The sequence below is a fragment of the Chiayiivirga flava genome, from assembly GCF_014202825.1.
Classification (GTDB): Bacteria; Pseudomonadota; Gammaproteobacteria; order Xanthomonadales; family Xanthomonadaceae; genus Chiayiivirga; species Chiayiivirga flava.
Genome location: NZ_JACHHP010000007.1, coordinates 74,013 through 95,046, shown reverse-complemented (window position 1 = coordinate 95,046; position 21,034 = coordinate 74,013). Strand labels below are relative to the sequence as shown.

General features: G+C 69.0%; 22 protein-coding genes. 3 read left to right on the top strand and 19 right to left on the bottom strand.

The genetic code is table 11. The annotated features are described in order from the left end of the window. Positions 1–265 precede the first annotated feature (265 nt). Genes HNQ52_RS15855 through HNQ52_RS15845 form a run of 3 tightly spaced genes read left to right on the top strand, consistent with a single transcriptional unit; the run spans position 266 to position 3,348 of the window. Positions 266–955, top strand: coding sequence for an ABC transporter ATP-binding protein (locus HNQ52_RS15855; RefSeq protein WP_221282121.1), 690 nt, complete (start codon positions 266–268; stop codon positions 953–955). Between the two features lie 28 nt (positions 956–983). After that, a complete protein-coding gene (locus HNQ52_RS15850) occupies positions 984–2,147 on the top strand; it encodes an ABC transporter permease (protein ID WP_183962165.1) in 1,164 nt (387 codons plus the stop codon). 19 nt (positions 2,148–2,166) lie between these two features. Beyond that, entirely contained in the window at positions 2,167–3,348 is a 1,182-nt protein-coding gene (locus HNQ52_RS15845) for an ABC transporter permease (RefSeq protein ID WP_183962164.1), read from the top strand. 23 nt (positions 3,349–3,371) lie between these two features. Here HNQ52_RS15845 and yedA read toward each other — a convergent pair whose 3' ends face one another. The 19 genes from yedA to HNQ52_RS15750 form a co-directional block, all read right to left on the bottom strand. Beyond that, positions 3,372–4,256 carry a drug/metabolite exporter YedA gene (gene yedA / locus HNQ52_RS15840; protein WP_183962163.1) on the bottom strand — a complete coding sequence of 295 codons (885 nt, stop codon included), beginning with the start codon at positions 4,254–4,256 and terminating at the stop codon, positions 3,372–3,374. Positions 4,257–4,626: 370 nt separating this feature from the next. Then, a complete protein-coding gene (locus HNQ52_RS15835; RefSeq protein ID WP_183962162.1) occupies positions 4,627–6,804 on the bottom strand; it encodes a carboxy terminal-processing peptidase in 2,178 nt (725 codons plus the stop codon). Positions 6,805–6,963: 159 nt separating this feature from the next. Next, the gene (gene lipA / locus HNQ52_RS15830; RefSeq protein WP_183962161.1) at positions 6,964–7,977 is read right to left on the bottom strand and encodes a lipoyl synthase; all 1,014 of its coding nucleotides are present in this window, start codon (positions 7,975–7,977) and stop codon (positions 6,964–6,966) included. A gap of 5 nt (positions 7,978–7,982) precedes the next feature. Then, a complete protein-coding gene (lipB, locus tag HNQ52_RS15825) occupies positions 7,983–8,765 on the bottom strand; it encodes a lipoyl(octanoyl) transferase LipB (RefSeq protein ID WP_183962160.1) in 783 nt (260 codons plus the stop codon). After that, entirely contained in the window at positions 8,753–9,043 is a 291-nt protein-coding gene (locus HNQ52_RS15820) for a DUF493 family protein (protein WP_183962159.1), read from the bottom strand. The genes lipB and HNQ52_RS15820 overlap by 13 nt, the downstream gene beginning before the upstream one ends. Positions 9,044–9,105: 62 nt before the next feature. Beyond that, the gene (locus HNQ52_RS15815) at positions 9,106–9,510 is read right to left on the bottom strand and encodes a PIN domain-containing protein (protein WP_183962158.1); all 405 of its coding nucleotides are present in this window, start codon (positions 9,508–9,510) and stop codon (positions 9,106–9,108) included. Further along, complete coding sequence (locus HNQ52_RS15810) at positions 9,510–9,737, bottom strand: CopG family transcriptional regulator (protein ID WP_183962157.1); 228 nt, start codon at positions 9,735–9,737, stop codon at positions 9,510–9,512. Before HNQ52_RS15810 ends, HNQ52_RS15815 begins: the two co-directional genes overlap by 1 nt. Positions 9,738–9,814: 77 nt before the next feature. Further along, positions 9,815–11,761 carry a MacB family efflux pump subunit gene (locus HNQ52_RS15805; RefSeq protein WP_183962156.1) on the bottom strand — a complete coding sequence of 649 codons (1,947 nt, stop codon included), beginning with the start codon at positions 11,759–11,761 and terminating at the stop codon, positions 9,815–9,817. Continuing rightward, complete coding sequence (locus HNQ52_RS15800; RefSeq protein ID WP_183962155.1) at positions 11,758–12,930, bottom strand: efflux RND transporter periplasmic adaptor subunit; 1,173 nt, start codon at positions 12,928–12,930, stop codon at positions 11,758–11,760. The genes HNQ52_RS15805 and HNQ52_RS15800 overlap by 4 nt, the downstream gene beginning before the upstream one ends. An 89-nt stretch (positions 12,931–13,019) precedes the next feature. After that, positions 13,020–13,538, bottom strand: coding sequence for a periplasmic heavy metal sensor (locus HNQ52_RS15795; protein WP_183962154.1), 519 nt, complete (start codon positions 13,536–13,538; stop codon positions 13,020–13,022). Continuing rightward, a complete protein-coding gene (locus HNQ52_RS15790) occupies positions 13,535–13,993 on the bottom strand; it encodes a hypothetical protein (RefSeq protein WP_183962153.1) in 459 nt (152 codons plus the stop codon). Before HNQ52_RS15790 ends, HNQ52_RS15795 begins: the two co-directional genes overlap by 4 nt. A 61-nt stretch (positions 13,994–14,054) precedes the next feature. After that, positions 14,055–14,621, bottom strand: coding sequence for an RNA polymerase sigma factor (locus tag HNQ52_RS15785; protein WP_183962152.1), 567 nt, complete (start codon positions 14,619–14,621; stop codon positions 14,055–14,057). Positions 14,622–14,679: 58 nt separating this feature from the next. Continuing rightward, on the bottom strand, positions 14,680–15,141 hold the full coding sequence (locus HNQ52_RS15780; protein ID WP_183962285.1) for an EF-hand domain-containing protein: 462 nt from the start codon (positions 15,139–15,141) through the stop codon (positions 14,680–14,682). A gap of 115 nt (positions 15,142–15,256) precedes the next feature. After that, complete coding sequence (locus HNQ52_RS15775) at positions 15,257–16,456, bottom strand: D-alanyl-D-alanine carboxypeptidase family protein (protein ID WP_183962151.1); 1,200 nt, start codon at positions 16,454–16,456, stop codon at positions 15,257–15,259. A gap of 92 nt (positions 16,457–16,548) precedes the next feature. Next, on the bottom strand, positions 16,549–17,511 hold the full coding sequence (locus HNQ52_RS17495) for a septal ring lytic transglycosylase RlpA family protein (protein WP_183962150.1): 963 nt from the start codon (positions 17,509–17,511) through the stop codon (positions 16,549–16,551). Beyond that, complete coding sequence (gene mltB, locus HNQ52_RS15765; protein WP_183962149.1) at positions 17,508–18,503, bottom strand: lytic murein transglycosylase B; 996 nt, start codon at positions 18,501–18,503, stop codon at positions 17,508–17,510. Before mltB ends, HNQ52_RS17495 begins: the two co-directional genes overlap by 4 nt. A gap of 59 nt (positions 18,504–18,562) precedes the next feature. Beyond that, positions 18,563–18,862: a hypothetical protein gene (locus tag HNQ52_RS15760; RefSeq protein ID WP_183962148.1), complete on the bottom strand. Its 300-nt coding sequence runs from the start codon at positions 18,860–18,862 to the stop codon at positions 18,563–18,565. Between the two features lie 280 nt (positions 18,863–19,142). Next, a complete protein-coding gene (locus tag HNQ52_RS15755) occupies positions 19,143–20,072 on the bottom strand; it encodes a patatin-like phospholipase family protein (protein WP_183962147.1) in 930 nt (309 codons plus the stop codon). Next, positions 20,056–21,033: a helix-turn-helix transcriptional regulator gene (locus HNQ52_RS15750; protein WP_183962146.1), complete on the bottom strand. Its 978-nt coding sequence runs from the start codon at positions 21,031–21,033 to the stop codon at positions 20,056–20,058. The genes HNQ52_RS15755 and HNQ52_RS15750 overlap by 17 nt, the downstream gene beginning before the upstream one ends. Position 21,034: the final 1 nt, after the last annotated feature.

Sequence of the window (21,034 nt, the reverse complement as noted above, 5' to 3'; positions counted from 1 at the left end):
CCACCTTCCCCCGCTGCGCGGGAGAAGGGAGCATTAGGAAAGCCGCGGGAATGTTTTTGGAATTGCGGAATAGGAGTTCGGCCGCGATGTCGATCCAGGTTCCGTTGAAGCGTCGGAAGGACTGACGCACTTCGAAGCCGGCGCCACTGCAATACCAAGCGACGCAAGCTGGTGGAACCCTTCTCCCGCACCGCGGGGGAAGGTGGCGGCAGCCGGAAGGGGGCAACCCGCCGGCAACATCACACACACGCAGAAGGCCAACCACATGTCCGAGTCCCTGGTGCAGATCCGCGACCTGACCAAGAACTACACGCGCGGCAAGCAGACCGTCGAAGTGCTGCACGGCATCGACATCGACATCCCGAAGGGCGATTTCGTCGCGCTGATGGGACCGTCCGGCTCGGGCAAGACCACGCTGCTGAACCTCATCGGCGGGCTCGACACGCCGAGCACGGGCAGCGTCGCGATCGCGGGCCAGCGTATCGACCAGTTCGCCACGGCCCAACTCTCGAAATGGCGTGCCGACCACGTCGGCTTCGTGTTCCAGTTCTACAACCTGCTGCCGGTGCTCAGTGCGCAGGGCAACGTCGAGCTGCCGCTGCTGCTGACGAAGATGGGCAAGGCCGAACGCGCGCGGCGCGCGCAGATCGCCCTGCAGCTGGTGGGCCTGGGCGACCGCGCGCATCACAAGCCGCGCGAACTGTCCGGCGGCCAGGAACAGCGCGTGGCGATCGCGCGCGCCATCGTCACCGACCCGACGCTGCTGGTCTGCGACGAACCCACGGGCGACCTGGACCGCAAGACCGCCGACGAGATCCTCACCCTGCTGCAGACCCTCAACCGCGAGCACGGCAAGACCATCATCATGGTCACGCACGATCCGAAGGCGGCCGAATTCGCCAACCGCACCGTGCACCTGGACAAGGGCCAGCTCGTCACCGAGGCGGCGCACTGATGCGCGCCGGACACGGGAGACAGACGCCATGACCAGAACCGGATTCGTCGTTGCCAACCTGTTCCACAAGAAGACGCGCACCTGGCTGACGCTGCTGTCGGTGGTGATGGCGTTCCTGCTGTTCGGCCTGTTGCAGGCAGTGAACGTGGTGTTCAGCGCGGGCGCGGATTTCGTCGGCGCGACGCGCCTCGTCACGCAATCGCGCGTGTCGTTCACCAGTTCGCTGCCGATGCGCATGGTGCCGGAGATGGACGCGATTCCGGGCGTGCAGCATGTGATGTACCAGCAATGGTTCGGCGCGGTGTTCCGCGACGATCCGCAGATCTTCGCGTTTGCGGTCGATCCGATGCGCCTGCACGCGGTGTATCCCGAATGGGTGATGCCCGAAGAGCAGTGGCAGGCCTTCGCGCAGACGCGCACCGGCATGATCGCGGGCCGCATGCTGGCCGACAAGTACGGCTGGAAGGTGGGCGACAAGATTCCGCTGCAGTCCAACATCTTCCCGCAGAAGAACAACAGCAAGGACTGGACCTTCGATCTTGTCGGCATCTACGACGGCAAGGACGAACAGTGGCAGCGCCAGACCGCCGGCGGCATGTACATCAACCACGCGTACTTCGCCGAAGCCGCGCTGTTCGGCGGCGGCATGGCCGGCATCTTCGTGCTCCGGCTCGACGATCCGGACCTCGCAGAATCCATCGCCACCACGGTCGACACCCGCTACGAGAATTCGTCCGACGAAACCAAGACCCAGACCGAAAAGGATTTCCAGATCGGCTTCGTCAAGCAGATCGGCGACATCGGCCTGATGGTGCGCTGGATCCTGTTCGCGGTGTTCTTCACCCTGCTGCTGGTGGTGGGCAACACGATGGCGCAGAGCGTGCGCGAACGCGTGCCGCAGTTGGCGGTGCTCAAGACGCTGGGCTTTTCCGACAATGCCGTGCTCGGCTTCGTCATGGCCGAGACGGTGGCGCTGTGCGCGATCGGCGGCCTGATCGGGCTGGGCCTCGCGACGCTCGCCGGCGCGGGCCTCAGCGCCGCCGCCGGCGGCTTCCTGCCGCCGATCGCGGTCGATGCGCAGGTCTGGACCGCGGGCCTGATCGCGATCGTGGTGCTGAGCCTCGTGGTCGGCCTGTTGCCGGCGCTGCGGGCGCGCAGGCTGCGCATCGTCGACGCACTGGCCGGCCGCTGACACTCGGGAGATCACGCACATGCTCAGCCAGATCGTTGCCATCACCGGCCTCAACCTGCGCAGCGTGCCGCAGCGCTGGGGTCCGTCGCTCGTCATCGTCATCGGCCTCGCCGGCGTGGTGGCGGTGTTCACCGCGCTGCTCGCGATGGCGCAGGGATTCCAGACCACGCTGCAGGACGCCGGCCGCGCCGACAACGCGATCATCCTGCGCGGCGGGTCGGGCGCCGAACTCAATTCCGGTTTCGGCGGCGACACCGCAGACCTCATCCGGCTTGGCCCCGGCATCCGCAAGGGCGCGGACGGGCGCCCGCTTGCCTCGGGCGAACTCATCGTCATCAGCGAGCTGCTGAAAAAGGGCGAGACGCGCAACGGTGCCAACGTCACGCTGCGCGGCGTGGAACCGGCGGCGTTCGAACTGCGCCCGCAGCTGCGCATTGTCGAGGGGCGGAAGTTCGAGCCGGGCCTGCGCGAGATCATCGTCGGCACCGGCATCGCGCGGCAGTTCGCCGGCGCCGGCGTCGGGGAGACGATCCGCATGCGCGGGTCGGACTGGACCGTCGTCGGGCATTTCGAATCGGGCGACGCCAACGACAGCGAGATGTGGACCGATGCCGGCACCGCGCAGTCCGCGTTCAACCGCGGCAACGGCTTCAGCGCGGTGCGCGTCGGCCTGGAATCGCCGGCCGCGCTCGACACGCTGAAGGCCGCGCTCACCTCCGACCCGCGCCTGACCGTGGAAGTGCTGGACGAGCGCGAGTACTACAGCGCGCAGACCAAGCAGTTCCGCCAGACGATCTCGGTGCTGGCCGGCGTGGTCACCTTCATCATGGCGCTCGGCGCGATCTTTGCCGCGCTCAACACGATGTACGCCGCGGTCGCCACGCGCACGCGCGAGATCGCGACGCTGCGCGCCATCGGCTTCGGCGCGTTGCCGGTGCTGGTGTCGGTGATGATCGAGGCGATCGTGCTGGCCGCGATCGGCGGGCTTGTCGGCGCGGGGCTGGCGTGGCTGCTGTTCGACAACCTGTCGGTGTCCACGCTCGGTCAGAACTTCACCCAGGTGGTGTTCGCGTTCCAGGTGTCGGGCGCGCTGGTGCTGGCGGGCTTCGTCATCGCAGTACTGATCGGTTCGATCGGCGGGCTGCTGCCGGCGATCCGCGCGGCACGGATGAAGGTGACGACGGCGCTGCGCGAGCAGTAGGCCGTGTGCCGTGCGCGCGGGCGCTAGCGCCTGCGCGCCTTCGACAGCGTGATGATCACCACGCCGAGCAGGATCACGGCCATCGCGCCCAGATCGTGCGCGGTGAAGCGTTCGCCGATCAGCAGGACGCCGAACAGCACCGCGATCGGCGGGTTGACGTAGGCATAACTCGTCGCCAGCGCCGGGCGCACGTTGTGCAGCAGCCAGATGTAGGCCGTGAACGCGACGATCGATCCGAACACGATGAGATGGGCCAGCGCGAGCGTCGCTTCGACCGCCGGCAGGGCGTGCATGCGTTCGCCGAACACCAGGGCAGCGAGTGCCATCCAGACGCTGCCGCACAGCATCTGTCCGGCGGCCGACATGAACGGCGCCGGCAGCGGCTGGCCGCGGCTCCAGATCGAGCCCCACGCCCAGGCGATCGGCGCGATCAGCAACGCGATCATGCCCTTGGGCGATCCGGTCAGCGAGCTTTCCGCGTTGAGCCACAACACCCCGGCAAACCCCACGACCAGCCCGATCCACTCGCCGCGGCTCGGATACTCGCGCCGCAGCAGCGAAAACGCGGCCGCGAACAGCGGCATCGAGGCCACCGCGATGGCCGCCAGCCCGGACGACACCTCTTGCTCCGCGACGTTCACCAGGCCATTGCTCAGCAGCACCATCCAGATGCTCAACACCCACAGGATGCGCCACTGTCTCGGCGTCGGCGCCGGCACGCCACGCAGGCGCAGCACGACGTACATGAGCAGCCCCGCGATCGACATGCGAATGGCGCCGAGCAGCAACGGCGGGTAGCTCTCCAATGCGATCTTGATGCCGAGATAGGTCGACCCCCAGAGCACGTACACGGCGGCGAGCGCGGCCGCGACGGCCCAGAGATTGCGTGCGACGGTGGGGTTGGACATGGACGATCCGGACAAGCGCGGCGCACTGGACGCCGCGCGGGGTGGGCGGGGACGTGATTGTCGCGTGTTCCGCTGCGGCGCCGACAGGTGTTTTTCTCGCAACTCGCGCATTTTCCTTCTCCCTGCGGGAGAAGGTGCCGAAGGCGGATGAGGGACGGACGCTGCGGCCTCCCTGGCCTGAGTTCGAAGCGCGAAGCAGGCGTGTCGAGCTTGCCTGTGCGGCGGGTCCCTCATCCGCCCTGCCGGGCACCTTCTCCCGACGGGAGAAGGAAAGCTCCGCTCGACGCTCGGGAGGCTCCACGCCCGCGCGCGCTACGAAAACGGGCGCCATGCGGCGCCCGTTCGTGTCCACCTGATGCGACAGCGACGCTCAGTCCGTGCGCGCGTCGTCCGATCCCATCGGGTGCACGCGCGCCGCGAGGCTGCGGTCCGTGCTGAGCAGATCGATGGCGTCGGCCAGCACATGCGCGGCCTCGCGCAGGAGCGCGTCAGGCTTGTCGTCCTCGCGCGCCTTCTGCTCGCGTTCGGCCTCGGCCACGATGTCGCGCTCGTCGGCCTGCAGGCCGTCGTCGCGCACGTCGTCGGCCACGGTATCGTCGTCGACCAGACCCGCCGCCTTGCGCTGCGCCTCGCGCTCCTTGCGGCGCGTTTCCTGCGCGGTGCGCTCGGCGCGACGCGTCGCCTCGTTGAGCGAGATCGACGTCTGCGCGCGCTGCTTGCGGTACTCGGCCACGTCCTCGCTCCACCAGCGGAATTCCGGATCGGCCTTGGCGCGGGTGTCGTGCTTGGCCTGCAACAGCGGCAGCAGCGGCTTGAAGTCGGCCTGCGTCTCGAACGTGGCCGGCTTGATCTGGGTCCACGGCAGCGCGTTGTCGAAGCTCGATTCGCCGTAGTCCTCGGCGTCGAGCGTCACGGGGAAGCCGATGTCCGGCGACACGCCCTTGTGCTGGGTGCTGCCGCCGTCGATGCGGAAGAACTGCGCCACGGTGAGTTTCAGCTGGCCCAGGCCCGGCTTCTCGCCGCGCGCAAACATGTCCAGATCGACGAGATTCTGCACCGTGCCCTTGCCGAACGTGGGTTCGCCGATGATGAGGCCGCGGCCGTAGTCCTGGATCGCGGCGGCGAAGATCTCCGAGGCCGACGCCGACGCGCGGTTGGTCAGCACGGCGAGCGGACCGTCCCACAGCGTGCCGGACTTCCCGTCGCTCTCCACCTGCACGCGCGCGGCCGAGTCGCGCACCTGCACCACCGGGCCCTGGTCGATGAACAGGCCGGTCAGCTCGATGGCTTCGGTCAGCGAGCCGCCGCCGTTGTCGCGCAGGTCGACGACGAGACCGTCGACCCTGTCGGCCTTCAGCTCCTCGATCAGCTTGGCCACATCGCGCGTGGCCGAGCGGTAGTCGGCCTCGTCGCGGCGACGGCCTTCGAAATCCTGGTAGAACGTCGGCAGTTCGATGATGCCGATGCGACGCATGCCGTCGCCGTCCTTCACCTCGACGATGGACTTCTTCGCGGCCTGCTCCTCCAGCTTCACCTTCTGCCGGATCAGCGTGACGATCTCGTGCGGACCATCGCTGCCGGCTTCGGCCGGCAACACGTCCAGGCGCACGTAGGTGTCCTTGGCGCCGCGGATGAGATCGACGACATCGTCGATGCGCCAGCCGATGACGTCGGTCATCGGACCCTGCTTGCCCTGCCCCACGCCGACGATGCGGTCGCCGACCTTGAGCTTGCCGGACAATCCCGCCGGGCCGCCGGGCACCACCTGGCGCACCACGGTCATTTCCTCGTCGTTGCGCTGGAGCACGGCGCCGATGCCTTCGAGCGACAGTCGCATCGAGATGTTGAAGTTCTCGGTGGTGCGCGGATTCATGTACGCGGTGTGCGGTTCGATCGCGTTCGCGTACGCGTTCATGAAGGTCTGGAACACATCCTCGGAGTTGATCTCGCGCACGCGGGCGTCGTAGTTGACGTAACGCTTGTCGAGCGTGTCGCGGATGGCGGGCAGGTCCTTGCCGGCGAGCTTCAGGCGCAGCACGTCGTTCTTGATGCGCTTCTTCCACAGCGCGTCGAGCTCGTCGCTGTTCATCGCGTAGGTGGCGTCCTCGCGGTCGTAGTCGTACGACTCGTCCGCGGTGAAATCGAAGTTGTCGCCCTTGAGGTACTCGCGTGCGAACGCGGTGCGCTCACCGACGCGCTGCACGTAGGTGTTGAACATGTCGAACGCCGGCTGCAGCTGGCGGTCGCGCAGTGCGTCGTCGAAGCTCTCGCGGTATTTCGAGAAGGCCTCGACGTCGGATGCGAGCAGGAAGGCCTTGTCGCCGTCGAGCGATTTCAGGTAGCGGTCGTAGATCTTCTCCGACAGCGCATCGTCGAGCGGCAGCGGCTGGTAGTGGAAGCGGCTGTTGCTGAGCAACTGCGCGACCCAGGCTGCGGTCTCGGCCTGTTTCTCGGTCGGCGCCGGCGTGACCGCCGGCTCCGGCGCGGTGCGCGCAAGGGCGACGCCGCCGACCAGCAGGAGGGAGAGGAGCGCGCGCTTTGCAAACATGTTCACCTCGCGGGAAGTGGGGGTTTCCCTGTGTCCGGAACGCCCGGACGGACTGTCGCTGCCGGAATCATCTTGTCGCCATGCTACCCGCGTTCACCCGTGCCACAGGTCCCGCGGTGGAACCGTTCATCGCCGCTTTGGCGCGCCGTGCCGACGCGTTCAGGCGACCTCCACGAAACCCGCGTCCGCCGCCATGCGATCGGCATGGTAGGACGAGCGCACCATCGGCCCGGATGCGACGTGGGTGAAACCCATCGCCATGCCGAGCGTCTCGAAGCGCTTGAACTCGTCCGGAGTCCAGTAACGCAGAACGGGATGATGGTGTGGCGTCGGCTGCAGGTATTGGCCAATGGTCACCATGTCGACAGCGTGGGCACGCAGATCGTTCAATGCGCCGATCACCTCGTCCTCGGTTTCGCCCAGGCCAAGCATGATGCCGGACTTGGTTGCAACGTCCGGGTGCTGCGCCTTGAAGCGCTTGAGCAGGGTCAGCGACCAGTCGTAGTCGGCGCCGGGGCGCACGTCGCGGTAGCGGCCGCGCACGGTTTCGAGGTTGTGGTTGAAGACATCCGGCGGCGCCTGCGCCAGCACCTCCAGTGCGCGCTCCATGCGGCCCTTGCCGCGGAAGTCGGGTGTGAGGATCTCGATCTTCAGCGCCGGGCTGAACTCGCGCGCCCGACGGATGCATTCGACGAAATGCGCGGCACCGCCGTCGCGCAGGTCGTCGCGGTCGACCGAGGTGATGACCACGTAGCGCAGTTTCATGTCGCGGATCGTGTGCGCGAGCTTGAGCGGTTCGGCGGCATCCGGCGGTTTCGGCCGGCCGTGCGCCACGTCGCAGAACGAACAGCGCCGCGTGCAGACCTCGCCCAGGATCATGAAGGTGGCGGTGCCGTGGCTGAAGCACTCGTGGATGTTCGGGCACGAGGCTTCCTCGCACACGGTGACCAGCGCGTTTTCGCGCAGTTTCGACTTGAGCTGCGCCACCGCGTTGCCGCTCGGAATCCGCACGCGGATCCACGAGGGTTTCCGCAGCACCGGCGCCGCATCGAATTTCACCGGGCTGCGCCCGATCTTGTTCTCGCCCAGTTGTTTTTCGCCCGCCACGAGCGCCGGCGGGGCGGCGTCGGCCAGCACGGTGAGCGGGATGGATTTGGCGTCGGTCGGGGACATGGGGCTCACACGGAGACGGGTGCGGGCAGGTCGCCCGCAGCGGCGATCGGATCGAGCCCGAGCTGCGCCGCGAGGTTCGCCACGAGGACGGTCTTGAGCTCCGCCATCAGCGCACCGGTATCGACGGCGGCTGCGGACGAAGGCGCGGAATCGACCGAATGCAGCGTCGATTCTAGCGCGGAATGCGCAGGCACCCGCGCCAGCAGATCCGCGAGCTGGGTGACGTGCAGCCCCGCGAAGCCGCAGGGGTTGATGCGGTGCCACGGCGCCAGGTCCATCGCCACGTTGAAGGCCAGGCCGTGGAAGGTGCAGCCGCGGCGCACGCGCAGGCCCAGCGCCATCACCTTGGCGCCGTCCACGTAGATGCCGGGGGCGCCGGCCTTGCGTTTGCCGTCGATATGCCAGTGCGCGAGCGTGTCGATGGTGGCCTGCTCGATGCGGCACACGAGCTCGCGCACGCTAAGGCTCAGGCGCCGCAGGTCGACCAGCGGGTACGCGACCAGCTGCCCCGGGCCGTGGTAGGTCACCTGCCCGCCGCGCTCCACGCGCAGCACCGGAATGTCGCCTGCCGCGAGCACGTGTTCGGACTTGCCGGCCTGGCCAAGGGTGAAGACCGGCTCGTGCTCGACGAGCCACAGCTCGTCGACGGTGTCCGGGCCGCGGCCGTCGGTGAACTGCTGCATCGCATGCCACACCGGCTCGTAGCCACGGCGGCCGAGATCTCGGATCTGCCAAGGCGGGGCGGCGTCGACCGGGGCGGGCTCCGCGACGGCCGTCAGATCGTCCATTTCACTTCGGGGTGCGAGCGCAGAGCCTCGTGGGCGGCGTCGTACTGGGCGCGGTCGGCGGCGTCGAAGGCGATGCGGACCGAGACGTAGTTGCCGGCGCGGGATTTGCGCACGCTCACGTCCTCGGGCCGCACCTTGACACCGGCCGCTTCGAGCAGCCGCGGCAGCTCGGTTTCGAGCGCGGACTCGGCCGTGCCCATGGCGCTGAGCTCGAAGGTTCCGGGGAACTGGAAGCCGTGGTCGGGGTTGTCGCTGATGGGATCGGTAGGGGCGGTCATCGGGCGATTATCGGGGCAGTGGGCGTGAATCCCAACCCGACAAGGCGTCGACCCGGTGGACGCTAGTGCGGATGCCAGCTCACCACGGACAATCCGGACACGCGGGAAAACTCCCGAACGTTGCGTGTGACGAGCGTGGCGCCGGACGCACGCACCGTCGCTGCGATCATCACATCGTGCGCGCCGATAGGCGTGCCGAGCACCTCGAGATCGGCACGGATCGCGGCGGCGTTTGCAGCGCACCCCGCATCGAACGGCACGATGCGCAGCGGCATCAGGAACGCCTCGAGTGCCTCCAGACGCGGGGCGGATGCCTCGGGCGGCAATCGCCGGAGTCCATACCGCAGCTCGTAAGCCACGACGGTCGGGATGACGATGTCGGACGGCGAGAGCGCCAGCATGCGCGGCACGACGTGTGGATCGTCGCGAAAGAAATAGCTGACCGTGTTGGTGTCGAGGGCAAGCATCAGAAACCGACGCGCGGCACATCGTCCGGCAACGCGAGCGCGTCCTCGCGCAGCGGAAAATCCGGAAACCTGCCGGCCAGCAGACTGAGTTCCACCGGCCACGCGGCAAGCGCGTTGCGACGGATCAGTTGCGCAACCCAACGGCTGTTGGACAGACCGGCGGCCTTCGCCCGATCACGGACGATTGCCTCGGTTTCCTCGTCGAGATAAAGCGTCAGCTGGGACATGGCACCTCCGGAATTATAATTTATATTATACTTTTCCCCTGTGAGGTGCAAGCTGCAGCCCGTCCCGCGCCCATCAATCACTCGTACGCCAGCGCCGCCACCGGATCCATCCGCGCGGCCTTGCGCGCCGGCAGGTAGCCGAACACCACGCCGGTCAGGAACGCGCAGCTGAACGCCATCAGCGCCGGGCCGGGCGAAAACGCCACCGGCAGGCCGAAGCTCCGCGCTGCAAGGCCGATGCCCAGGCCCAGCGCCACGCCGATCAGACCGCCGATGCCGCACACCACCAGCGCCTCGATGTTGAACTGCAGCAGGATGTCGCGCATGCGTGCGCCGGTGGCCATGCGGATGCCGATCTCGCGGGTGCGTTCGGTCACGCTGACCAGCATGATGTTCATCACGCCGATGCCGCCGACGATCAGCGAAATCGCGGCCACCGAGCCCAATAGCGCAGTCATCGTGTCGGCCGTGGCCGACACCGCCTCCTGCAGCGACGCGGTGTTGCGCACCTGGAAATCCACCGTGCGGTGCCGCTCGGTGAGCAAGGCGTTGAGCTCGGATTCGGTTTTGCCGATGCGCTCGCCGTCGGCCACCTTCACCGTGATCGAGCCGAGGAACTGCTGGCCGAAGAGACGCATGAAGCCTGTCGACAGCGGCACGAAGGCGATGTCGTCCTGGTCGCCGCCCCAGCCCGACGCGCCCTTGGGTTCGAGCACGCCGATGACCTCGAACGGCACGTTGCGCACCAGCACGAATTGGCCCACCGGATCGCTGCCGGCACCGAACAGGTTGGTCGCCACCGTGGCGCCGAGCACCACGACAGGGGCGTAACCGGCGACGTCCGCGTCGGTGAGGAAGCTGCCGGCGGTGGTGTTCCATTCGCGCAGCGTGGCGTACTGCGGCCACACGCCGGACACCGTGGTGCGGTAGTCCTGGCTGCCGGCACGCAGGATCATGCCCATGCTGCGTTCGGGCGAGACGATGGTGACGTTGTCGATGGCCTTGATGGCCTCGGCATCGGCCACGGTGAGCGTGGCGACGTCGCCGGCGCCGCGCACGCCGGGCGCGCCCGGGCGGATGCTGAGCTGGTTGCTGCCCATCGCGGCGATGCGGTCGAGCACGTCCTGCTTGCTGCCGTCGCCGATGGCGAGCATCGCCACCACGGCGGCGACGCCGATCACCACGCCCAGCAGCGTGAGCGCGGTGCGGAACAGGTTGCTGCGCATCGAGCGGCCGGCCATCTTGATCGCCTCGGCCACTTCCGCGAGCCACACGCCGCGGCGCGCGTCGCCCAGTGCACGCGGCACGGCGGCGACGGTGCCGCTGGCGGGTTTGCGTTCGTCGCGCACCACCCTGCCGTCGCGCAGCTCCACGAGGCGCTCGGCGTGTGCGGCGACGTTTGCATCGTGGGTGATGAGGATCACGGTGCGGCCTTCGCGGTGCAGGTCGCCGAGTAGCGCAAGCACGTCGGCGCCGCTCTGGCTGTCGAGTGCGCCGGTGGGCTCGTCGGCGAGGATCACCGGCGCGTCGTTCATCAGTGCGCGTGCGATCGCGACGCGCTGCTGCTGACCGCCGGAGAGTTGCGTCGGGCGGTGCCCGGCACGATCGCGCAGACCGAGCCTGCCGAGCAGATCGAGCGCGCGTTCGTACCGCACGCGCTTGCTGCTGCCGGCGTAGGCGGCGGGGATTTCGACGTTCTCCGCCGCGCTCGCGTCCGACAGCAGGTTGTAGCGCTGGAACACGAAGCCGAACGCGTCGCGGCGCAGCGCGGCCAGTTCGTCCTTGTCGAGCGTGGCGACGTTGCGTCCGAGCACCTCGTACGCGCCGGACGTGGGCCGGTCGAGGCAGCCGAGGATGTTCATCAGCGTGCTCTTGCCCGAGCCGGACTGGCCCATGATGGCGACGAACTCGCCGCTGGCGATGTCGAGCGTCACGCCATCGAGCGCGATCACCTGCGCCTCGCCGCTGGCGTAGCGGCGGCCGACGTCGGTCAGGCGCAGCAGCGGTGCCGCGGACGGCGTCATCGACGCGGCCCGAACATGCCGAAGCCGCCGCGCGTCCCCTGCTGCGTGGCGGCCACGGCCGCATCCGGCACGACCACGCGTTCGCCCGCCGCAAGCCCGGACAGGATCTGCGCGCGATCGCGATCGCGCAGGCCCACCTGCACCTCGCGCCGCTGCGGCGCACCGTCCTCGCCGATCACCTGCACGTGCGAAACGCCGGCCTGCGTGGCGATCGCATTCACCGGCACGGTGACGGCGTCGGAGGCTTCGGCCACGGTGAAGAACACCTGTGCCGTCATGTCGGGCAGCAGTGCGCCGTCTTCGTTGCCGACGTCGATCAGCACCTTGTAGAGCACCACTTCGTTGACGATGTCGGGCGTTGGCAGCAATTGCCGCACGGTGCCGCGCCAGCGCCGGTCGGGCTGACCGAGCGTGCTGAAATATGCCGGCGTGCCGACGACGATGCGCGGGATGTCGGCCTCGGCCACCTGCGCGGTGACGGTCATGGTCTGCAGGTCGGCGATGCGCAGCAGCGTCGGCGCGGTCTGGTTGGTGTTGAGCGTCTGGCCTTCGAGCACGGTCTGCGACACGACGGTGCCGGCGATGGGTGCGTACACCTTCGCATAACTCAGGCTCGCGACATCGCCGTCGAGCGTGGACTGCGCCTCGCGCAGCTGGGCGCGGATCGATCCGAGCTGCGCCTGCGCCTGCTTGAGCGTGGCGCCGCTGGTGTCGACCAGATCCTTCGCGATGAGCCCGCGCGCGGCGATGGACGTGTTGCGCTCGTGCGTGGTGCGCGCGAGCGCGAGCGCGGCATCGCGTTCGGCGAGCTGCGCCTGCAGGCTGTCGACGCGCGCGCGGTCAGCCTCGACGCGACTTTCGTACACGCGCGGATCGATCTCGGCCAGCAGCTGGCCCTGCTCGACGCGTTCGCCGATCTGCACGTGCACCACGTCGAGCTGGCCGGACACCTGCGCGCCGACATCCACGTAGGTCTTCGGGCCGATCTTGCCGAGCGCCGACACGGTGATGGCGATATCGCCGATCTGCGCGGTGGCGGTGCTCGGCGGACGCGCCTTGCCGCCGCCGCCACCGAGCATGACGACGGCGCCGACGGCGAGGCCACCGATGACGAGGGCGGACGCCCAGGCAAGCCAGACGGGAAAGCGGCGGCGGGACGTGGTGGGCATGCGGCGGTCCTTGGCGATCGGTTCATGGGAATCGAACGGCGCGGCGGCGGCGATCCGTTGCGGCGTCGGCGCGGACGTTCGGCCACGCTTCAGTCTTGCGTGCGCGGCGCGCGGTCACGGCCGCGGTCGCGCTCGCGCCCGCCGTCACGCGCCCGGCCGGGCCGCCGCTCCAGCCGTTCGGCGAGCACGCGACGCTCCTGGAGCGTGGTCTGCGCCAGCACGTCGCCGAGCATGGCCTGTGCCTGCGTCGCGGTGGCGGTTTCGGCCGTGCGCAGGCGCTCGAACGCGGCGTCGAGCGCGGCGCGATCGAACGTCGGCGCAAGCATCGCCTCGCGCACGCCGCGGCGCGCGTCGAACAGGTCACCCAGGCGCGCGCGGATCGCGCCACGATGCACCTCGAGCGCGCCATCGACGACGGCGCGGCGCTCGGGCGGGAGTGCATCGCGCAGTGCGCGCGGGTCGAACATGCCGGGCAGTGCCGGCGCGTGCCGGCGCGGCGGGTCGCGTTCGCCGTCGCGCACCGCGAGCACCAGTGCCACCGCCAGCAGCACGTTCAACGCGAGCGACGCCAGCACCACGATCCGCGCCGTGCGCGACAGGCCGCTCACGGCGCGAACTCCGTGTAGCGGTCGTCGATCTGCGCGAGCGCCAGCAAGTCGTCGGCGTCGTCGTCGACCTCGAACGTGCTCGGTTCGAGCGCGAGTCCAAGCCCGACGCCGGCGGCCAGTGCCATCGCGAGTGCGGGCGCGGCGAGGCGTGCGCCGCCCAGGTCGAACCACAGCGCCCGCAGCGTGGCGACGAAGCCCGGCCGCCCGCCTGCAGACGCGCCGTGCGGCTGCGACGCGGCCGCAACGAGGATGGCGTTGCGCAATGCCGGCGCTGGCGGCGGAACCGCATCGAGCCAGGCATCGAGTGCCGCGGCATCGCGCAGCATCGCCTGCGCCGCGGCATCGTCGCGCAGCGTGTCGGCGAACGCGCGCGCCGGCGGCGGCCAGCGCGCGGAATCGGCGCCATGGCGATCCAGCAAATCGGCGAGGCGGGCGTGGGCGTCGGAAGCGGTCATCGCGGCGATCTCTCGGGTCGGAACACGTTAATCGGGCAGCGGGTGGCGGACATCGTGTGGCTCAGGCGTCGGCAAGGCTGGCGCGCAGTTGGCGGCGTGCGCGCGCGAGCAGGGATTCGAGTGCGTCGACCGACACCTCCAGCGTGAGCGCCGCCTGCGCGTTGCTCACGCCTTCGTAGTGGCACAACAGCAGCGCGTCGCGCTGGCGTTCTGGCAGCGCCTGCAATGCAGCCTGCAGCCGGTGCTCGCGCTGTTCGGCGAGGAGCGCGTGCTCGGGCTGCGGATCGTGGCTGTGCAGATCGACATCGTCGATGGGCACCTGTTCGCGGCGGCGGCGCAGGCGGTCGTTGGCAAGATTGAGCGTCACGCGGTGCAGCCACGTGGACAGCAGCGCTTCCCCTTCGCGCCATGCGGGCAGCTGCTTCCAGGTGCGCAGGAACGCGTCCTGCACAACCTCTTCGGCCTCCGCGACCGAGCCCAGCGCGCGGTAGGCGAGCGCGTGCACGCGGGCGAGATGCCGGTCGACGATGCGCGCAAACGCCGCGTTGTCGCCGCCCGCGGCGCGTGCGATGTCGTGCCGGTCCGGATCCACCCGGACCGGCGCGTGCTGCGGGGATGCGGACGTCATCGACGCCCGCTCCCCGACTGCCTGCAGTGCCGTCGCATGCACCGACGTTACCAGACGCTTACTCGACCGGCGTCGGCGCGCCCGGGCCGCGACCGCGGCGGTCGTGGCGACCGGCACGGAACTCGTCGCGCGAAATCACGCCGTCGCTGTCGGCATCGAGCTTGGCGACGCGGTCGCTCTGGCCGCCGGCGAACTCGTCGGTGCTGACAACGCCGTCGCCGTTGCTGTCGAGCTTGGCCAGACGCCGCTCGGCCATGGCCAGGCGCTGCCTGTCCTGGTGGGCGAGCACTTCGGTGGCCGTGATAGTGCCGTTGCGGTCGGTGTCGATATCGGCCGCGCGCTTGGCGGCATTGGCCTCGACGTCGGCGACTTCGATCTTGCCGTCGCCGTCGGTGTCGAGCTTGGCGGCCATGCCGGCGCGGTCGTGGTCGCGATGCGGCCCGGCAACCGCCGTGCCGACCACGGCGAACGCCAGACCCGACGCAATGAGGGCGGGAAGGATGCGGTGACGAAGGGACATGATGGAACTCCTGTGAATGGTCGAAGCTGGGGTGCTTCACAGGGTTCAACGGCGCGACCTGCCGAATCCGTCGCGCCGCGATCCGGCGGCGCGGCGTTCGTTCAGACTCGGGAACCTACTCGGACTCCCACCACATCCAGAATCCGTCGCTCACACGCGTGAAGAAGCCGCCCTCCGGTGCATCGGCCAACGCCACCAGCGGGCGTTCGACGAGCGTCCTGTCGCCCAGCGTGAGGCGCAGCGTGCCCACTTCCTGCCCGCGCGCGATCGGCGCCACGAGCTGGCGAGGCAGATCCATCGTGGCCTTCACCTGCTCGTACTTGCCGCGCTCCACCGTCACCAGCAGCGGCGCGGCAAGACCGAGCGGCACGGTGTCCGTCTCGCCTTTCCACAGCACGGGCGCGGTCACTTCCGCGCCGGCATCGTAGAGCTTGTGCGATTCGAAAAAGCGGAAGCCCCAGTTGAGCAACGCGAGGCTGTCGTCGGCGCGCTGCTTTTCGCCGGTCGAACCCATCACCACGCTGATCAGGCGCTGGTCGCCGCGCTTGGCCGACGCGGCAAGACAGAAGCCCGCGCCCGAGTGATGCCCGGTCTTGATGCCGTCCACCGAGGCGTCCTTCCACAGCAGCGAATTGCGGTTGTACTGGCGGATGCCGTTGAAGGTGAATTCCTTCAGCGCATACTGGGCGTACTCCTCGGGGAAGTCGCGGATCAGCGCCTGCGACATGCGGGCGATGTCGTGCGCGGTGGTGTAGTGGTCCGGCGCGCTCAGGCCGTGCGAGTTGACGAAGTGGGTGTCGCGCATGCCGATGCGCTCGGCGTAGGCGTTCATCAGGCTCGCGAACGCGTCCTCGCTGCCGGCCACGTGTTCGGCAAGCGCGATCGACGCATCGTTGCCCGACTGCACGATCATGCCGTGCAGCAGGTCTTCGAGCTTCACCTTCGAATTCACCGGCAGGAAGCTGGTCGAGCCGTCGGTGCCGCCACCGCCGCCGCGCCAGGCGTTTTCGGAGATCAGCACCTCGTCGTCGAGCTTGATCTTGCCGTTCTTCAGTTCCGCCGACACCACGTACGACGTCATTACCTTGGTGATGCTGGCGGGCTCCACGCGCTGTTCCTCGTTGGACCCGGCGAGCACCTGGCCGGTGGCGTCGTCCATCAGCAGCCATGCGGTGCCGGTGATGGCCGGCGGCGGCGGGGTGGGCGCGGCCTGCGGCACCGGCGCGGCCGGCTTCGGTACGGGCTGGGGCGTGGGAACTTGCGCAGTCGCGGCGCCCGCGAACAGCAGGGCGAGGGAAACACCGAGGAACTTCATCGGAAACGGCACTCCAGGAAACGGTACGTGTGGCGTGGAACGAGGGCGGAACGGTCTCGGGTGCGACCCGATGTGGTGTGGTTATGTCGTGGTCAATGCGTCACGAAGGCAGGCGAACCCAGGCCGAGCGCGCGGACCTTGTCGGCCACCGCCGCCGCCGCATCGCGCGAATCGAACGGGCCGATGCGCACGCGGTACACGCGGCGATCGCCCGCCTGCGCCTTCTGCACGTCGACGCGGCGGATGTCGGCGTCCTGCAGACGATCCTCCAGCCGCTTGGCGTTGGCGCGCTCGCCGAAGCTTGCTACCTGCAGCCAGACCCTGCCTGAACTTCCGGCAACGGGCGCGTGGATCGATGGCGATTCGCGGGCGGGCGGCGCCGACGCGCTCACCGGCGGAGGCTCCTCGCCGGGCGTCAGCGCACGCACTTCGACGCGGCCGGTGCCGTGCACATGGATGCCGAGCTTGATCGCGGCGGCGTACGAAAGATCGATGATCCGGCCCGCGTGGAACGGGCCGCGATCGTTGACCCGCACCACCACGCTGCGCCCGTTGTCGAGGTTGGTCACGCGCGCGTATGTCGGCAGCGGCAGCGACTTGTGCGCGGCCGTGAACTGGTACATGTCGTAGGGCTCGAGGCTCGAGGTGGCGCGGCCGTGGAACTTGGTGCCGTACCACGACGCCGTGCCGCGTTCCACGTAGCCCGCCGCGTTCGGCAGCACGTGATACACCTTGCCCAGCACCGTGTAAGGCGAGCGGTTGCCGTAGCGTGCGCGCGGCTCGGCCTTCGGCACGGGCTCCGGCAGGCGACTGATGTCCGGCGGCACCGGCGGCCCGCTGTCGGGCACACCCGGCCGGTAGAGCCCGCCGGCGGTGTATTCGCCGGGCTTGTCCGGGCGCGCACCGGTGATGCGCTCGGGATAACCCGTGCCGCGCTCGCCGGGGCGGTGGGCGGATGCGGACCCGGCGCCTGCCGGTGGCTTGTTCTTCACCGGCGCACCGGTGCACGCCGCCAGGCACAGCAGGGCCAGCAGCAGCGCCAGCGTGCGGATCACGGCGTGACGGCGGTGTCTTCGCGGTCCGCGATCGCCTGCGATAGCTGGTAGACGGCCAGCGAATAGAGCGGCGAACGGTTGTAGCGCGAGATCACGTAGAAGTTCTTGAACGTGATCCAGTGCTCGCGCCCGTCCGCACCGTCGAGATTGAGCACGGTGGCGTTGGCGGCGTGACCCACGGCCTCGCGCGGCCGGTAGCCCTTTTCGGCAAGGTCGGGCAGCGAGTACTTCGCTTCCATGCCGTCCGGGACGAATTCGGCACCGGCGCCGCTGCGCATGGCCGGCAGCGCGACCGGTTCGCCCGGCTCCCAGCCGTGCGCGACGAAGTAGTTGGCGATCGAGGCAAAGATGTCCGGCAAGGATCCGAACAGGTCGCGCTTGCCGTCACCGTCGCCATCCACCGCATAGGCGCGGTAACTCGACGGCATGAACTGCCCCCAGCCCATCGCGCCGGCATAGCTGCCCTGCAAGGCGGCAAGATCGAGCGATTCCTCTTCCGCAAGCTTGAACACCTGTTCGAGCTCGCCACGGAAAAAAGCCTCGCGCTTGGGATAGAAGAAACCGAGCGTGTACAGCGCGTCGAGCACCTTGTACTTGCCGGTGATCTTGCCGTAGCTGGTTTCCACGCCGATGATCGCGACGATGAGCTCGGCCGGGACGCCGGTCTCGGCTTCGACCTTTTTCAGCGCGTCGCGGTGCTGCGCGAGGAAGGCGCGGCCGCCGTCGATCCGTGCGGTGTTCATGAAGATCGGGCGGTAGGCACTCCACGGCTTGGCTTCGGCCGGGCGCGTGATCGCATCGATGATGCTCTGCTGGTACTTTGCCTTTGCCAGCAGCGCCAGCACCGTTTCCGGCGCGACCTGGTACTTGTCCTGCACCGAGCCGACGAACGCATCGCGCTGCGCGTCGGTCAGCGACCGCGGTTGTGCGTGCGCGGTGACGGCAAAGGCCAGCGGCAGCAGAAAGGGGGCAAAACGACAGATCGGCGGCATCGAACACGGCACGTGGGAACAATCGCGCGCATCTTACATGCCCACGCGCCGCGTGCGGTTCAGCCGGCGATACGCACCGCGCGACGTGCCTGCGCGCCGCGGAAACGAATGCGGCGACGCCGGCTTCTGACGAGGAAGACGGACAGCGCCGCCGCAAGACGGTCGCGATGCACGAGCATCAGCAGCACGATGGGTGCAGCCAGCAGCCAGAACGGCAGCCAGCCGACATAGACGTTGTAGCCGCGCAGTGCCGGCGACAGCAGGGCGCCGACGGCGCCGAACGCGAGCCAGCGCAGCAGCCACGGCGTGAGCAGGCGTGCGCTGTCGCGGCGCACGCGCAGGACGGGGGATGGGAGCATGGGCTGGCGTGGCATGGGCGACTCCATCGGATCGATGGGCGCAGGATGCGGCCGATGTCTCTCACGGACTGAGACTGTGCTTGCCGTTCCTTCTCCCCTCGGGAGAAGGTGCCGAAGGCGGATGGGCGCCACGTCGCGGGCTGCCGACGTCCCGCGTCGCGTTCGGGACGCATTCGGGTGGCCTGAGCGCCAACGGCCATACCTCACGTGGCGCCCTCATCCGCCCTGCCGGGCACCTTCTCCCGGGGGGAGAAGGACAGCCATTGCCCGCATCGGCAGGTCAGTGCGTGCCGCCGTCGAGCGCGCGTTCGGCCGCCTCGCGGCCCAGTCGGATCAGTTCGTCCGCGCGCCAGAACTCGTAGAAATCGCAGGCGTCGCGCGGCACCCGGATCAGCAGATCCGGCGGATCGAGCGCGAGCTGCAGGCGCGAGAGCGCGGCCTGCATGGTGTCGATCGAACGCGCCATGAGATCGAGCATGCCCGGCGCGGCCGGCACGGGCGGCGGGGTCGGTGTCCGGCTTCCCCAGCCTTCGAAGAAGCCGCTGATGCGGGCCCGCAGGCTGGCGGCGTCCTCCGGCACCACGAGCGGTTCGGCATGTTCGGCGTCGCGATCGGGCTCCGGATCGCCAGGCGTCACCAGGCCTTCGGGGCAACGCGCGTTGACGTCCACCGCCACCACGCGGTCCGCCATCGCGAACCGCGTGGCGGCAATGGGGATCGGCGCCAGCAGGCCACCGTCCATGAGATTGCGTCCGGCCCAGCGTTGCGGGGTGAAGATGCCGGGAATCGCGATCGACGCGCGGATCGCATCGAACAGCGGGCCGCGATCGAGCCATACCTCGCGCTGCGCATCCAGATCGGTGGCCACCGCCGTGTAGCGGATCGGCAGTTCCTCCATCTTGAGGTCGCCGATCAGGCCGCGCAGCGCGCCGATGAGCTTGTCGCCGCGGATCAGGCCCGGGATGCCGAGGCCGAAGTCGAGCAGCCGGAACACGCCGGTCTTGTCCAGGCCGCGCGCCCACTGCGCGTAGGTGTCGAGCTGGCCGGCCGCGAACACGCCACCGATCAGCGCACCCATCGACGACCCCGCGATCGCGACGATGTTGTACCCGCGCTCCCGCAGCACCTCCAGCACGCCGATGTGCGCGAGCCCGCGCGCGCCGCCGGCGCCGAGCACCACCGCGATGTCGTGCCTAGGCTTGACGGCCATAGTTCGCCATCGCGAGGTTGAGCATGATCTGCATTTCGCTGCGCAGGCTCGGCGGATCGAGCACTTCGGCATCGGCGCCGTAGCGCAGCACGTCCATCAGCAGCTCGCGCGGGTTGCTGTAGGGAATTTTCAGCTCGTAGCTGCCGTCGGGCAGGAAATGCCCTTCCTGCTTCGAATGCCAGCGCTCGTCCGCCACCCAGCGCGCGGCGTGCGGCGAAAAGCGGATGGTGGCGACGGCCTTCGGCGCGCCGGAAAAGATCCCGTAACTCGACGCCAGGTGCTGGTCGAGCTCGGCCTCACCGAGGTCGCGCGCCACGCCGTCGACGATGCGCGGCTGCCGGATGCGGTCGAGCGCAAAGCTGCGCAGGCCCTCGCGCTCGTGGTCCCAGGCATCGAGGTACCAGTTGTCGCGATAGTGCGTGAGGCGCTGCGGCGAGACCGTGCGGCGCGTGGGGGCATCGGTGGAGCGCGCGCGATAGTCGAAGGCCAGCACCTGCCGCTCCAGCACAGCGGTGGCGATGTGGCGGAACGCCGCTTCGTCGAGCCGGCGCGTGCCGCTGGCGATGACGCGCAGGCGCTCCATCGGGAAGCGCTTGCCGCCGGCCTGCTCGGCCAGCAGCGAATCGATGCGCGTCTTGAGCGGTGCCAGCGCCGACGACAGCACGCCCGGACCGGTGCGCGCCAGCAGCTGGTGCGCGGCGAGCAACGCGTGCAGTTCGTCGGAGGTGAGCCACAGGCCGGGCAGCTCGAACCGCTCGGCCTCATCGGCCGAATAGTGGAAGCCGGGCGGGTCCTCGCTTGTCTCCACCGGCGCGCCGAGACCGTCGCGCAGGAAGGCGACATCGCGGTAGACGGTGGCGCGCGAACAGCCGAGCTCGTCCATCAGCCGCGGCAATGCGACCGGATAGCGCGCGCTGCGCAGCAGGCGGTGCAAGGTCAGAATGCGTTCGTAACGGTCCATC

What these genes read in the sequence shown, in the direction of transcription:
- HNQ52_RS15855 (WP_221282121.1), top strand. Translation starts at nt 266, where the DNA reads ATGTCCGAGTCCCTGGTGCAGATCCGCGACCTGACCAAGAACTACACG.
- HNQ52_RS15850 (WP_183962165.1), top strand. Translation starts at nt 984, where the DNA reads ATGACCAGAACCGGATTCGTCGTTGCCAACCTGTTCCACAAGAAGACG.
- HNQ52_RS15845 (WP_183962164.1), top strand. Translation starts at nt 2,167, where the DNA reads ATGCTCAGCCAGATCGTTGCCATCACCGGCCTCAACCTGCGCAGCGTG.
- yedA (WP_183962163.1), bottom strand. Translation starts at nt 4,256, where the DNA reads ATGTCCAACCCCACCGTCGCACGCAATCTCTGGGCCGTCGCGGCCGCG.
- HNQ52_RS15835 (WP_183962162.1), bottom strand. Translation starts at nt 6,804, where the DNA reads ATGTTTGCAAAGCGCGCGCTCCTCTCCCTCCTGCTGGTCGGCGGCGTC.
- lipA (WP_183962161.1), bottom strand. Translation starts at nt 7,977, where the DNA reads ATGTCCCCGACCGACGCCAAATCCATCCCGCTCACCGTGCTGGCCGAC.
- lipB (WP_183962160.1), bottom strand. Translation starts at nt 8,765, where the DNA reads ATGGACGATCTGACGGCCGTCGCGGAGCCCGCCCCGGTCGACGCCGCC.
- HNQ52_RS15820 (WP_183962159.1), bottom strand. Translation starts at nt 9,043, where the DNA reads ATGACCGCCCCTACCGATCCCATCAGCGACAACCCCGACCACGGCTTC.
- HNQ52_RS15815 (WP_183962158.1), bottom strand. Translation starts at nt 9,510, where the DNA reads ATGCTTGCCCTCGACACCAACACGGTCAGCTATTTCTTTCGCGACGAT.
- HNQ52_RS15810 (WP_183962157.1), bottom strand. Translation starts at nt 9,737, where the DNA reads ATGTCCCAGCTGACGCTTTATCTCGACGAGGAAACCGAGGCAATCGTC.
- HNQ52_RS15805 (WP_183962156.1), bottom strand. Translation starts at nt 11,761, where the DNA reads ATGACGCCGTCCGCGGCACCGCTGCTGCGCCTGACCGACGTCGGCCGC.
- HNQ52_RS15800 (WP_183962155.1), bottom strand. Translation starts at nt 12,930, where the DNA reads ATGCCCACCACGTCCCGCCGCCGCTTTCCCGTCTGGCTTGCCTGGGCG.
- HNQ52_RS15790 (WP_183962153.1), bottom strand. Translation starts at nt 13,993, where the DNA reads ATGACCGCTTCCGACGCCCACGCCCGCCTCGCCGATTTGCTGGATCGC.
- HNQ52_RS15785 (WP_183962152.1), bottom strand. Translation starts at nt 14,621, where the DNA reads ATGACGTCCGCATCCCCGCAGCACGCGCCGGTCCGGGTGGATCCGGAC.
- HNQ52_RS15780 (WP_183962285.1), bottom strand. Translation starts at nt 15,141, where the DNA reads ATGTCCCTTCGTCACCGCATCCTTCCCGCCCTCATTGCGTCGGGTCTG.
- HNQ52_RS15775 (WP_183962151.1), bottom strand. Translation starts at nt 16,456, where the DNA reads ATGAAGTTCCTCGGTGTTTCCCTCGCCCTGCTGTTCGCGGGCGCCGCG.
- mltB (WP_183962149.1), bottom strand. Translation starts at nt 18,503, where the DNA reads ATGCCGCCGATCTGTCGTTTTGCCCCCTTTCTGCTGCCGCTGGCCTTT.
- HNQ52_RS15760 (WP_183962148.1), bottom strand. Translation starts at nt 18,862, where the DNA reads ATGCTCCCATCCCCCGTCCTGCGCGTGCGCCGCGACAGCGCACGCCTG.
- HNQ52_RS15755 (WP_183962147.1), bottom strand. Translation starts at nt 20,072, where the DNA reads ATGGCCGTCAAGCCTAGGCACGACATCGCGGTGGTGCTCGGCGCCGGC.
- HNQ52_RS15750 (WP_183962146.1), bottom strand. Translation starts at nt 21,033, where the DNA reads ATGGACCGTTACGAACGCATTCTGACCTTGCACCGCCTGCTGCGCAGC.